The sequence below is a fragment of the Campylobacter sp. CNRCH_2014_2452 genome (genome assembly GCF_025772865.1).
Classification (GTDB): Bacteria; Campylobacterota; Campylobacteria; order Campylobacterales; family Campylobacteraceae; genus Campylobacter_D; species Campylobacter_D lari_D.
Genome location: NZ_JAKMSX010000003.1, coordinates 47,973 through 61,297, shown reverse-complemented (window position 1 = coordinate 61,297; position 13,325 = coordinate 47,973). Strand labels below are relative to the sequence as shown.

Below are 13,325 nucleotides of genomic sequence, written 5' to 3'. Positions count from 1 at the left end.
TAATGATTGAAGATGATTTTTTAAAAGAAAAACAAAATATACGCGAAAAAATGTTGAAATATTCTAGGGCTATTAAAGAAGGTAGACCTTATGAAGAGTATGAGCACAATTTCAATGAAAGCGATCGCATATTAAAAAATAGAATACAGCGTAAAAAAAGACCTAAATTTACAGACTTTGATGAAGAATATAAAGAAAAACCTAAAAAACAATCCGCTATTTATTTAAAAGAAGATTTGATAAATGTTAAATTAGAAGAAAAAAAGCCTTTTAAATTACAACTCAATTTTTTCAAAAAGCAAAAAGAAAAATTTGATAAAAAAAATGATAAAAATCTTAAGCCATCTAAAAATGTTAAAACTTTGCAGGAAGTAAAAAAAGTAGAAAAAATACAACAAGAAAAAAAAGATTCTATTCAAATATCTAAAATTCTTACTCAAAGTAATGTCTTTGTTACTTCAAAATTTCAAGATTTAAAAGAAAAAAGAAAAGAAAAAGTCAAACTCAAACAAGAATTAAAAGAGCAAAAAAAAATTGAACAAGAAAAAATAAAAAAAGCTCAAGAAGAATTAAAAGAAAAAGAAAAATTAGCTAAGCAAGAGCAAAAAATTTTAGAAGAAAAGGTAAGGCTTGAAGAAAACCAAGAATATAATCAAGAAGATAAATACGAACTTTTAGATAGCATAGTAAGTGAGGAAAATAAAAATTTAACCCCTAAAAATTTATTATATGCAGGTTTGATGATAGCATTTGCTTTATTGATATTTTTCCCACAAATTTATATTAGAAATCAAATTTATTATGTAAGTAGAGAAATAGCGGATTTAAGATCGCAAGAATTAGTTTTAGATGAAGAAAACAAAGAGCTTCAAAGACAGCTTGAAGCATTGTATTTTCAAAATCAAGTTTTAGACTTTTTAGATTAATCTTGTGTTTGAATGATTTTCTCCAAAACATATTGTTCAAGTTGATTTTTTGGAATTTCTTCTTTAATAGCTTGATTATAAATATTTTCTGCTATTTTTGAATATTTTTCATAAGCAAAATATGGAAAATGTAAAGTCCAAGCTTTTTTCAATAATCTTTTGCTTATTACTTTTCTAGTATAAATTTTAAAAATATCATAGCCAACAAAAACACAAGCGGTAACAAAAATAGCACTTAAGATACTAATATGAAAATCAATAATTGTTAAAAAATAATGGCTGATGATAAGCATAGGAACTAAAATGGCTATACAAAAAAGGGTATATATAAGATAAGAGTTAAATACCTTAAATTTAAAATTTAATTTCGCAGGATCTATCATCATACCTTCATTTAACAAGGCATTTGCTTCTAATAAATCTTTTAAATTAACAGGTTGATTTGAAACTTTAAAAATAAAGTTTAAAATAAATTCTTGTATTTTCATTGTTTTACCTAGTAAGTATGTGATTTTTGTGATTTTAGCATTTTTGTTTTTAAATAAGATAAATTTTAAGTCTTGTAAATGAAATCTTGTGTTAAAATTTACATTATTTTTGCATATAAAGAAAGAAAAAGATGGCAGATTCTAGATTTATGATGAATGTAAAAGGCATAGCTAAAAGTTTTATACCTAGAAAAATTTATCAAAATCAATTACAAAATATTTTCAAAGAGCTTTTAAAATCAAAAAATATAGATAATATTATTACTCGCTTAAATTATTACAATTTGCAAAATGATTTTTTTGATATAAAAAATTTTCAAAATTATGAAAAAATAGGAAAATTTCCCTTTAAAAAAACTTCCTATGCTTATGATGCTTATGCAATTAGTAAATATTTTAATGATGATTTTTTATGGATTGAAGGTTTTGGAGATATTAGTTATAATCTTAAATATCCAAGCATAGCTAAATCAAGACCAGTTGAAAATGGCTTTAATAATATCATTTTAAAATTAGACAAAAATAGACATTTTGATTTTATACAAGATAAAAACCAATTTGAAGATAAAAAAGACTTACTCTTTTTTAGAGGTGCAATTTATCAACCTCATCGTATTAAATTTTTTGAAAAATATTTTGATAATCCTTGTTGTGATATTGCTCATGTTGGCGGTAGAAAAATTCAAGCCGAAAAATGGATTAAAAATTTAAATTTTAAAATTAGCAGAGCCTATCAAACCCAGTTTAAATTTTTACTTTCATTAGAAGGTAATGATGTAGCAAGCAACTTAAAGTGGACGATGAAAACAAATTCTTTAGTTTTAGCCCCAAAAATGCGTTATGAAACTTGGTTTATGGAAGGAAAGTTAGTTCCAAATGAGCATTTTGCTTTGATTGATGATGATTATGAAAATGTAGAAGCTTTGCTTGATTATTATTTAGCTAATCCACATAGAGCAAAAGAAATCATACAAAATGCTCATGCTTATATAGAGCAATTTTTAGATGAAAAGATAGAATTTTATATAGGAATTTTAGTTTTAGCTAAGTATTTTTATTATTCTAATCAGCTTGATTTACCAAAAGATATTATTGATTTATTTGATTAAAAGGAGAGTTTATGCAAGAGATGGAAATAGTATTTTTAAATGATGAATTTATAAAAGCTAGCGAAGCTAAAGTGAGTATTTTTGATAGAGGTTTTATCTTTGGAGATGGAATTTATGAAGTAGTTCCTGTGGTAAATGCAAAAATAGCTGATAAAGAAGAATTTTGGGAGCGTTTTGAGCGTAGTTTAGCCCAAATTGATCTACAAATTCCTTATACAAAAGAAGAATTTGAAAATATTTTAAAACAATTAATCATTAAAAATTCTCTCAAAGAAGGCGGGCTTTATATGCAAATTACTAGAGGGGTTGCTAGTAGAAATTTTGCTCTTTTAAAAGGTTTAAAACCTACTATTATGGCCTTTGCTTTTGAATGCAAGGTGATTGAGCATGAGTTTGCTAAAAATGGAGTAAGTGTTATTTCAACAGCTGATTTAAGGTGGAAAAGAAGGGATATAAAATCAATTTCTTTATTAGCTCAATGTCTTGCAAAAGAAGAAGCTGTTAAAGCTAAGGTTTTTGAAGCTTTTATGGTAGAAAATGCTTTAGTTACGGAAGCTTCTAGTAGTTCAGCTTTTATTATAAAAGATAAAACTTTAATCACTAAGCCATTTTCTAATGAAATCTTACCAGGAATTCGCCGTAAAAATATCTTAAAATTTGCAAAAGAACTTGATCTTAAAGTAGATCAAAGAGCTTTTAGTATGAAAGAAGTGTATGAGGCTGATGAGGTGTTTATTTCTGCGGCTACTTTTTTGATTTTAGGTATTATAAAAGCAGATAGTAAGGTAATTAATGATGGTAAGGTGGGCTTTTATACCCAAAAACTAAGAGAAAAATATGTAGAAAAAATTCAAAAAGAGGTTTTTTAATCAAAACCCGCATTAGTAAATTCTTTAGGATTATCTAGAGCGTAGCGAAACTTTTCCCAGTCTATTTGTTTATCCCAAATAGCTACGATTAAAGCTGCTACGCTATTACCACATAAATTTCCCACAGCACGAATTTCAGACATAAATTTATCCACGCCCAAAAGTATAGAAATGGCAGCCACAGGTAAAACCTCGCCCAAACTTGCTCCTAAGCCATTGTTAGCTTCTGCAATGTGCATATTAGATAAAGCCGCAAGTGTACTTCCTAGTATAATAAAACCTGATCCAGTCACGCCAACAGCACCTTTTGAGGCTATCATAAGCACTATTAAAATGCTAATTTCATGAGTTAAAGAAAGTTCTACATTAAAAGCTTGAGCAAGAAAAATTAAACTCATAGCTAAATAAATATTAGTACAATCAAGATTAAAACTATATCCAGTTGGTAATACCAAACCCACAGTGGCTTTTGAAATTCCTGCTTTTTCAAGTTTTCTCATAAGCGGAGCTAATGCTGATTCGCTAGAACTCGTGGCAAAAACTATTAAAACTTCTCTTGAGATAAAACGCATAAATTTAAAAATATTGACTTTGGCAATAAAACAAATAAGCCCTAAAACTCCAAAGATAAAAAGCAAAGAAGCAAGCAACATAACAATAAGCAAATAACCCAAATTTAATAAAGAATCAAGTCCATATTTTGCCACTAAAAAAGCCATTGCAGAAAAAGCAGCGATGGGAGAAAAATACATAATGATTTCTAAGATTTTAAAAACAAAACTTTGCATAATTTCTAAGGTTTTTTGTATAGTTTTTCTCTCATTAATTCTCATAAGTGAAATAATAAAAGCACAAGCTAGGGCTATAACTAAGATTTGCAAAGTTTTTCCCTCGCTAAAAGCAGCTATGATATCAGTAGGTATAGCGTCTTTTAAAATATGCAAAATTTCATTTTGCGCACTTATTTCTATATTTTTATTAACAAATTGAGCCACACTTTCTTGATCTAGAGTGCTTGGATCAAGGTTCATTCCTTTACCAGGTCCCATAATGTTTGCCATAAAAATGCCAATAGCTAAAGCAAAAGTGCTTACTATTTCAAAATAAAGCAAAGCTTTAGCTCCTATGCTTCCAACTTGTTTTAAGCTTTCAAGACTAATAACACCTAAAACAATAGTTAAAAATATAATAGGACCTATGAGAATTTTTAAAGCTTGTATAAAATAATCTACACCGATTTTACTAGCTAATGCAAATTCCTTATCTAATAAGCCAAGGCAAATGCCAGCTATAATTCCTATAATCACCCAAAAACCTAAATTTTTTAACATTTTTTTGAGCTTGCTTGGTTTTTCATGAGTAATAACTAGCATAAAAAACTCCTTGTAATTTTAAAAAACGATACATATTAGCAAAGAAAAACTTATTTTTATTGTTAAAATAAATAAAAAATAAATATAAAAGCTAAAAATAATAATTTTTTATCTTATTTTGTAGATAAAAGTAGCATTTTGTAGTATTTTTGTATGATTTATTATGAAATAAATAATGATAATGTTTATCTAAATTTAAGAAAGCTAGTACTATACTTGTGACTATGATTTTAAAAATGAATATCATTTCGGAGTAAAATAGTGTTTAAAAAAATAAGTTTATTAATGATTTTTTTATTTTGTTCTTTAACACTTGCTAGGGATATTGATTATCAAAAAGAAAGTCAAAATATTAAGCAAATTTTGAATGAAAGTATGGTGTTATATAAAGATAATAAAAATTTAGAAGCTAAGAAAAAAGCTGAAGATGCATATTTTCAGCATTTTGAAACCATGGAAGGCTCTATTGGTCGCAATGTCGGTAGAAAAGTCATTGTGATGGAGCGTAAATTTATTAATTTAAGAAAAATGTATAAAGATAAAGAAGATATTTCTAAGATAGAAGCTTTAATTAGTAGCTTGTATTTTGATTTAGATGAGGTCGTTCCTATATTAGAAAAAGGATTTCAATTAAAAGCCGAAGCTAGTGATATAAATTATGATAAAAAAGCAGCTGAAAGCTCATCTTTAAAAGCAGAAAAAGAGCGTCAAGCGCAAGCTGAAGCTATGTTTGCATCTTTACTTGGAGAGGATGTTAAAGGACAAACATCATCAAATTTGACTCAAAATTCAACTACTCAAGAGCAAAATATCCAAAAAGATGAAACATTATTAGCCTTACAAGAAGCTTCAGCTATGGATGCAAGATTACAATTTTTAATGGATTCAATGATTTCAAAACTTGATCAAGCAGCATTGGCTTTTGTAAATAAAGATTACCAAAAAGCTAAAGATTTAATCCAATCAGCATTATTCGAAGATTATAGAAATTCAAAGGTAGAAGTTTTAGTAGCAAGATACACAAAAGCGGGTATGGATAAAAAAATTCAAACAAAACTTAGAACTATAATAAGAAAAATCAACAATAACACTTTGGATGAAAAAGCTATAAGAGATGAAATTTCAGACATATCAGATTTATTATATGAAGCATTCCTAGCTTTACCCAAAGAAGAATTAGCTTTACTTCAGGTTAAAGGCTTTGATGAAAGTGTTATGAGTACTAAAAACTATACTAAAGTATATGATGATATAAAAATTGCACTTAATAATATTTTACAAAATTATGATGGTTTTAATTTAAATAGCATAGATGCTTTACAAAATGTTTATTTGGATATTTTTGAAGCAAGTGGTATGGAAAGTAAAATTGGTGCTATTGATAGTGCTTTAAAATTAAAAATAGAAAGTTATTTTTCAAAAGGTGTTGCACTTATTAAAGCAAGTGCTTCTAAAGAAGAATTAAAACAGAATTTTGATGAGCTTGGTGCATTAATTGAAAATTCTTTGGATAAAATTCAAGAATCTTCACCTATGTCTTTATTTATATGGGCTTTGGGTATTATCTTAAGAGAAGGTTTAGAGGCTTTAATCATTGTTGTAGCCATAGTTTCATATTTAGTTCAAAGTGGCAATAAAAAGCGTTTAAGTATAGTATATTCAGCACTTTGGAGTGGAGTATTTTTAAGTTTTGTAACTGCATTTTTTATTTCATGGATTTTTAAAGAACAAGCAGGGCAAAGTAGAGAATTTTTAGAGGGCATTACTATGCTTGTGGCTGTTGCATTACTATTTTATGTCGGTTTTTGGCTTTTATCAAATGCGCAAAATAAAAAATGGGCAAATTATGTAAAAACTCAAGCAGTTGAAGCTATCTCAAATAATTCAGCAAAAACTTTATGGTTTAGTGTGTTTTTAGCTGTATACAGAGAAGGTGCTGAAACTATTCTTTTTTATCAAGCTTTATTATTTGATGCAAAAACAAGCACAGATTATAGTTTTATATTTATAGGATTAGCTAGTGGATTAATTATACTTATAATACTTTATTATTTATTAAAAGCTGGTGCTTTAAAAATACCAGTAAAACAATTTTTCTATATAACTTCATACATTATTTTTTATATGGTCTTTGTCTTTACAGGCAAAGGCATTGGTGAGCTCATAGAAGCCAAGGTTATTACACCAAGCTTACTTCCTTTTGATTTTGAAGGAATTTTATGGCTTGGAATTTATCCTTACTATGAGAGCATTATACCTCAGTTTATGGTTTTAATCTTACTCATTATGGGTATTTTTATAACAAAGCAAATTTCAAATAAAAGGGAAAAAATATGAAAAAAACTTTATTAAGTTTAGGTGCAGCAGCTAGTATTTTAGCTAGTTCAGTTTTTGCAGCAGAGGTACCAATTGGCGATCCTTATGAGTTAAATGGTATGGAAATAGCAGCTGTTTATTTGCAGCCAATCGAAATGGAACCAAGAGGGATTGATCTTGCAGCAAGTTTAGCAGATATTCACCTTGAAGCAGATATTCATGCATTAAAGGGTAATAAAAACGGCTTTCCAGAAGGTTTTTGGATTCCTTATTTAACTATAGCTTATAAGCTAACTAATCTTGACAATGGTAAAGTAAAAACAGGAACTCTTATGCCTATGGTAGCAGATGATGGCCCTCACTATGGTGCAAATTTAAAAATGGATACAGGCATAGGAAACTATGAGTTAGTATTTTTAATAGAAAGCCCAGAAAAACAAGGTTTTGGACGCCATGTTGATAAAGAAACAGGTGTTGGTAAATGGTTTGAGCCATTTTCAGTTAAATACAACTTTAAATACACAGGAAAACCTAAGTGATTTTTTCCCTAGCTTTTTGCTAGGGTTTATTTATAAAATTATTGATTTTATAAATAAATTCTATCAAAGAAGAGCCCATGTCGATTTATTTTGTACATTTTTTTGGAGTATTTTTTTCTTACGCACTTTTAAGTGCTTTATTTTTTTATAATCTAAAAAATTCTTTAGTGTTTAAACTTGCTTTTGTGGGTTTTGTTTTTTCTTATTTTGCTTTTTTTATTAGCGCTAAAACACTAAGTTATGATTTGTTGTATTTTTCTAATGATGTTTTATTTGTTTTATTGTTTTTAAGTGTTATCATTTTTTCTTTTATAAAAAATAATTTTTTAAAAGAAAAAATTCAAGCAATATTGCTTTTTTTATTATCTTTTGCTTTTGGTATAAAATACTTACATATTTCTATCGACTTTCCTATATTAAGCACTAATTTTTTAGATTCTTTAGCGATTAGTTCTTTTGGGCTTATTTTGCTTGCTTTTGTGATGTGTTTTGGGGTTTATCTTTTTACAAGATGGCTAAGGGAATTTAAATTTAAATTTTTAAATTTATTTTTACTCATTATCGTGATTTTTTATCTAAATGAAGCTTTAGCGCAAATTTTATTGCACCTTATGAGAGAAGGTGTGATAGAAACAGAAAGTTTATATTTAAGCTATGTGGCAAAAAGTGTATATTATGCTAAATTCTATACATATATATGGTTTTTATTGCTAGGAATTTGTATAGTTTTAGCTTTAAAGCAAAGAGTGAGTGAAAACAGCAAGAAAAAAGATTTTGATATAGAATTTAGAAAAAATCAAGCAAAAAATTCAACTATAACTAATTTTAGTGCAAGTATTTTTAGTGCTATGATTTTAAGTCTTTGTATTTTTCTCTTTTATGACTTGCATGCTTCAAGACCAATCACCATAGACGAGCCAACCTATGTAGAGCCAAATGAAAATAATGAATTTGTTTTTGATGTGGCAATATTAAGAGATAATAACTTACATCGCTTTGCTTATATTAGCGATGAGGGTAAAGTGGTAAGATTTTTCTTGATTAACAAAAGAGAAGATAAAGACTCTCCAGTAGCAGTTTTTGATGCTTGTAGTATATGTGGAGATATGGGGTATGTTAAAAAAGGTGGAGAGTTAATTTGTATTTCATGTAATGTTAGAATTTTCTTACCAAGTGTAGGTAAGGCAGGTGGGTGTAATCCTATCCCTATGAAATATAAATTTGAAAATGGTAAAGTTATCATACCTTTTTCAGAAATTTTAGATGGGGTAAATTTTTTCACTCAAGTAGTAGAAAAGAAAGTTTATGATCCTATTGATCATACCGAGCTTATTAACTTAAAAGCACCAAGATCTTATGTTTATAAAGGAAGAACATATTTTTTTGCTAATGAAAAAAATTATGAAGAGTTTAAAAACGATCCTTTAAAATACATTGATATGAATAAATCTTCAAAATATAGAATTCATAATTTATTAGGAAATGACTATGCAAGTTAAGATTGTAAAAAACTCTATTTTTCAAAATAAAATCCAAAAATCTCTAGCCTTACTAACGATTTTTTTAGCTACTTTACTTATGGCTACTATGTTAAATCTTACTTTGGGTATAGGTAATGAAATTACAAAAGAATTAAGAAGTTATGGATCAAACATTTTAGTTTTACCTAAAGGTGCAAGTTTGAGTGTAGAAGTGGGTAATAAAATTTATGAGCCTTTGAAAAATCAAAATTTTTTAGAAGAAAACAAGCTCCATACTATAAAAGAAATTTTTTGGAGAAATAATATCAATGCCTTTGCGCCATTTTTAGATACTCAGGTAAAAATTCAAACTCCAAATGCAAATTATGAAAATATCTCTTTAGTGGGAACTTATTTTGATAAGGCTATAAAGATTCAAGATGATGATGATTTTTATGCAGGTATTAAAGAATTATACAAATATAGTCAAATCAAAGGAAATTACCCAAAAGATGATAGTTTAGATGAAATAATGCTAGGAATAGATTTAGCACAAAAGTATGATTTAAAAATAGATGATGAAATCACCCTTGTGCAAAATGATCAAATTTTTAAAGTAAAAATTGTTGGTATTATGGATTTAACTCAAGCTTTTTCAAATAAAATCATTACTTCTTTACTTTTAGCACAAAAGCTTTCTAAAAAAGAAGGTTTATTCTCAAAAGCAGAAGTTTCAGCTTTGACTATACCTGAAAATGATTTAGCACAAAAAGCAAGACGCGATGTAGATAGTCTTGATCAGCTTGAGTATGATCAGTGGTATTGCACTGCTTATGTAAGTTCTATTGCCTATCAAATTGCAGAAGATTTTAAAGGTGCAAGCACAAAAGTAGTGAGTGCGATTTCAGATGCAGAAAGTTTGATAGTATCTAAAATTCAATCTTTAATGGCAGTAGTTAGCATTATATGCTTAATCGTAGCTTCCATAGCCATATCATCTTTAATGAGTGCGGATATTTTTAGAAGAAAAAGTGAAATAGGGCTTTTAAAAGCTTTAGGTGCTAGCACTTTGCAAATTTATATGATTTTTGCGTTAGAAGGGGTTGTGGTAGCTTTAGTTGGGGCTGTTTTGGGCTTTGCTTTTGGTATAGGTATGTCAGAGATTATCGCTTTGAGTATATTTGAACATACCATTGAAATTTCTTGGATTATCCTACCAATTTGTTTATTTTTTGCAGTGCTTATAGTATTTTTAGGATGCTTGTTTTCTATCAAAGGAATTTCTAAACTTTCTACTTCAGAGGTTTTATATGGGAAATAATTTTTTTATGCAAGAGGTTTTTAAATCTCTTATTTTTTCTTATAAAAGAGTTTGTATTATTTTTATAGCTGTGTTTATGGGTGCTATGGTAAGTGCTTCGTTTTTTAATATTTATTTTGATATTGACACAAAATTGTCCAAAGAATTAAAAGCTTATGGAGCTAATTTTATCATCACGCCAAAAGATGATGAGTTTTTAAGCATGGATGAATTTAATCAAGCCAAAGAAAACTTGAAAGCAAAGGCTTTAACCCCATTTTTATATGGTTTTTATAATCTTGAAAGTTCAAGTGCGGTAGTTGTTGGGGTTGATTTTGCAAATTTAAAGCTTACCAAGCCTTTTATGGAGGTTTTAAAAGGAAGCTTTTCTTTGAGCGATTTTAGTGAAGATAGTGCCTTTGTGGGGGCTGATTTAGCTAAACAATTAGAGCTTAAAATAGGACAAGAATTGCAAATTTATAACCCAAGTATATCTAAAATAGTCAAAGTAAAAATCAAAGCTATTTTAAGAAGCAATGATGAGCAAGATGGGGTTTTAATCATCTCTTTAAAAAAAGCTCAAGAGTTAGCAGCTAAAGAAGTGATAAATTATGCTCAAGCTATTTTACTAGGTGATTATGAAAGCTTAGATCAAAAAGCAAAAGAACTTAGCAAGGCTAATGTAGAAGCCAAAGTCATAGCTTCAGTATCCATTAGTGAAGGTGTGATTTTAGAAAAGATCAAGGCTTTGATGGCTTTGATTAGTTTAACTATTTTGCTCATTAGTTCTTTGAGTGTAAATACCACTCTTAGTGCAGTGATTTTTTCAAGAAAAAAAGAAATAGCCTTGCACCTTGCACTAGGAGCTAAACATAAAGAAGTTATTAAACTTTTTGGAGCTGAAGTGTTTATTTTAAGCTTGAGTGCGAGTTTGCTCGGCGCTTTTTGTGGATATTTTTTGGCAAATATTTTTGGGTATTTGATTTTTAATGCAAGTATAGATTTTAGATTGCTTTCAGTGTTTTTTGCGGTACTTGTTTCTTTGGTATTTGCATTTTTTGCAAGTATCTTACCGCTAAAAAAAGCCTTAAAAATCAATGTTTGTGAAAATTTAAAGGGTGAGTGATGAAAAATATTATAAAAATTTCAAATTTAAATCGTAATTTTAATGAAGTTAAAGCTTTGCAAAATATCAACCTAGAAGTAAAGCAAGGCGAATGGCTAGCCATTATGGGCCCATCAGGTTCAGGTAAATCAACACTTTTAAATATACTTTCTTTAATGGATACTCAAAGTAGTGGGGAGTATTTTTTAGATGATAAAGAAGTTGGAAATTTAAGTGAAGAAGAAAAAAGCGTAATTAGAAGAGAAAAAATAGGTTTGATTTTTCAACAATTTCATTTAATACCTTATTTAAATGCTTTAGAAAATGTCATGCTAGCTCAGTTTTATCACTCAAGTATAGAACAAAAAGACGCTATAATGGCACTAGAAAAAGTAGGGCTTTCACACAGACTTACGCATTTACCTAGCCAATTAAGTGGCGGGGAGCAACAAAGGCTATGTATAGCAAGAGCTTTAGTGAATGATCCTGAAATTTTATTAGCAGATGAGCCAACTGGAAATTTAGATGAGGCAAATGAAAAAAATATTCTAGAGCTTTTTTGTAAATTAAAACAAGATGGTAAAACCATAGTTTTAATCACTCACAATCCAGACTTAGCTACTTTTGCTGATAGAACTATCATTTTAAGCCATGGAGTGATGAAAAGTGAAAATTAAAAGTATAATTTTAGCTTGTTTATGTTTAGTTTTTTTAAGTGCATGTTTTGAAAACAACAATAAAAATGGCGGCAAAGTAGGCTTAAAAGCACCAGAAATCGCAGCTAAAAATTTAGAAGGTGAGAAAATTAAACTAGCTGATTTTGATAATCTCATTGTTTTAACCTTTGTAGAGCAAGGTTGTGCATCTTGTTTAAAAGACTTACCACTCTTGGAAAAACTAGCTAACGAATACCCTAAAAAAATCACTATTTTAGCACTTGATTCTGTGGATAAGGGGAAAGATTTTGAAGAATTTGCTACAAAATATGATTATAAAAATATTATATTTTTGCAAGATGATTTAGATATATCATGGCAAAGATTTAACATTTTTGCAGTACCAACAACTTTTGTCATTAAAGATGGAGTTGTGCAAGATAAAATCATAGGAGAAAAACCATGGTCACAACTAAAAGCTTCTATTGCTTCTTGGCTTTAATAAGTATTTTTTTCTTTAGTGCATGCTCAAATAATGAATTTCAAACCTTAAATTCAAGTCAAAACTATACTTTTAAATACGATGGTTTTGAAAAAACCTTAAAAACACAAAATGCAAATCAAGCTTATGCTTTATTTTTTTTCACGCAAGATTGTGGTGCGTGTAATGTACAAATTCCGATGCTAAATGAACTTTATAAAGAAAGAAATTTTCCTATTTTAGCGGTGTTAAATGGAGCTAAATCAAAAGAAGAAGCCCAAAAAATTCTTTTGGAAAAAAAGTTAAATTTACCACTTATGTATGAAGCTAAAGCAAGCTCATTTTTGTCTAAGGCTGCGGGTGGAATTTATGGTGTGCCTGTGATAGTTTTTTATGATGAAAAAGGCAAGATAAATGAAAAATTCATCGGACTTACTCCAAAAAGTGTTTTAGAAAATAAAATTAAATTTTTACAATAACTACTGCTAACTTTTTTAAGTTTATTTTTAATTAAAAAATAAAATTTGCAATTATTTTTTTTAAGTGATTTTTTATGTACTCTAAAATGCAAATATATTGTTAATGTTATTGATAGGCTGTATGTTGATTGTTTGGTATGTTACAAAAATACCCAATTAAAATAATTAACCTAAAAGCCTATAAGCAAGCATTTTGATAATTTTTTTCAAAATGAGATATTTTA

At 28.3% G+C, this 13,325-nt stretch carries 13 protein-coding genes; 11 read left to right on the top strand and 2 right to left on the bottom strand.

What is annotated here, in order from left to right; genetic code table 11:
- The first annotated feature begins 2 nt into the window (after window positions 1–2).
- Window positions 3–926 carry a hypothetical protein gene (locus tag L8X38_RS02440; RefSeq protein WP_263659738.1) on the top strand — a complete coding sequence of 308 codons (924 nt, stop codon included), beginning with the start codon at window positions 3–5 and terminating at the stop codon, window positions 924–926.
- On the opposite strand, the gene L8X38_RS02435 is transcribed toward L8X38_RS02440, so the two are convergent.
- Window positions 923–1,414 carry a hypothetical protein gene (locus tag L8X38_RS02435; protein WP_133319905.1) on the bottom strand — a complete coding sequence of 164 codons (492 nt, stop codon included), beginning with the start codon at window positions 1,412–1,414 and terminating at the stop codon, window positions 923–925. The genes L8X38_RS02440 and L8X38_RS02435 overlap by 4 nt on opposite strands.
- Window positions 1,415–1,545: 131 nt before the next feature.
- Between L8X38_RS02435 and L8X38_RS02430 the strand changes: the two genes are divergently transcribed.
- Together L8X38_RS02430 and L8X38_RS02425 are read left to right on the top strand one after the other, a co-directional pair.
- Window positions 1,546–2,523 (top strand): glycosyl transferase family 90, encoded by a 978-nt coding sequence (locus tag L8X38_RS02430; protein WP_263661196.1) that lies wholly within the window; start codon window positions 1,546–1,548, stop codon window positions 2,521–2,523.
- Window positions 2,524–2,534: 11 nt separating this feature from the next.
- On the top strand, window positions 2,535–3,392 hold the full coding sequence (locus tag L8X38_RS02425; RefSeq protein WP_263661195.1) for a D-amino acid aminotransferase: 858 nt from the start codon (window positions 2,535–2,537) through the stop codon (window positions 3,390–3,392).
- Here L8X38_RS02425 and L8X38_RS02420 read toward each other — a convergent pair.
- Window positions 3,389–4,765, bottom strand: coding sequence for a cation:dicarboxylate symporter family transporter (locus L8X38_RS02420; RefSeq protein WP_263661194.1), 1,377 nt, complete (start codon window positions 4,763–4,765; stop codon window positions 3,389–3,391). The two genes, L8X38_RS02425 and L8X38_RS02420, sit on opposite strands and share 4 nt — an antisense overlap.
- 285 nt (window positions 4,766–5,050) lie before the next feature.
- Between L8X38_RS02420 and L8X38_RS02415 the strand changes: the two genes are divergently transcribed.
- The 8 genes from L8X38_RS02415 (at window position 5,051) to L8X38_RS02380 (ending at window position 13,101) form a co-directional block, all read left to right on the top strand.
- Entirely contained in the window at window positions 5,051–7,102 is a 2,052-nt protein-coding gene (locus tag L8X38_RS02415) for an FTR1 family iron permease (protein ID WP_263661193.1), read from the top strand.
- A complete protein-coding gene (locus L8X38_RS02410; protein ID WP_012661874.1) occupies window positions 7,099–7,620 on the top strand; it encodes a ferrirhodotorulic acid transporter, periplasmic binding protein in 522 nt (173 codons plus the stop codon). The genes L8X38_RS02415 and L8X38_RS02410 overlap by 4 nt, the downstream gene beginning before the upstream one ends.
- A gap of 77 nt (window positions 7,621–7,697) precedes the next feature.
- The gene (locus L8X38_RS02405; RefSeq protein ID WP_133319909.1) at window positions 7,698–9,119 is read left to right on the top strand and encodes a Fe-S-containing protein; all 1,422 of its coding nucleotides are present in this window, start codon (window positions 7,698–7,700) and stop codon (window positions 9,117–9,119) included.
- Window positions 9,109–10,401: an ABC transporter permease gene (locus tag L8X38_RS02400; protein WP_133319910.1), complete on the top strand. Its 1,293-nt coding sequence runs from the start codon at window positions 9,109–9,111 to the stop codon at window positions 10,399–10,401. Before L8X38_RS02405 ends, L8X38_RS02400 begins: the two co-directional genes overlap by 11 nt.
- Window positions 10,391–11,506 (top strand): ABC transporter permease, encoded by a 1,116-nt coding sequence (locus L8X38_RS02395; protein WP_263661191.1) that lies wholly within the window; start codon window positions 10,391–10,393, stop codon window positions 11,504–11,506. The genes L8X38_RS02400 and L8X38_RS02395 overlap by 11 nt, the downstream gene beginning before the upstream one ends.
- Window positions 11,506–12,162: an ABC transporter ATP-binding protein gene (locus L8X38_RS02390; protein ID WP_012661870.1), complete on the top strand. Its 657-nt coding sequence runs from the start codon at window positions 11,506–11,508 to the stop codon at window positions 12,160–12,162. The genes L8X38_RS02395 and L8X38_RS02390 overlap by 1 nt, the downstream gene beginning before the upstream one ends.
- The gene (locus tag L8X38_RS02385; RefSeq protein ID WP_220566705.1) at window positions 12,152–12,643 is read left to right on the top strand and encodes a TlpA family protein disulfide reductase; all 492 of its coding nucleotides are present in this window, start codon (window positions 12,152–12,154) and stop codon (window positions 12,641–12,643) included. The genes L8X38_RS02390 and L8X38_RS02385 overlap by 11 nt, the downstream gene beginning before the upstream one ends.
- Window positions 12,604–13,101 (top strand): TlpA family protein disulfide reductase, encoded by a 498-nt coding sequence (locus L8X38_RS02380; RefSeq protein ID WP_263661190.1) that lies wholly within the window; start codon window positions 12,604–12,606, stop codon window positions 13,099–13,101. The genes L8X38_RS02385 and L8X38_RS02380 overlap by 40 nt, the downstream gene beginning before the upstream one ends.
- Window positions 13,102–13,325: the final 224 nt, after the last annotated feature.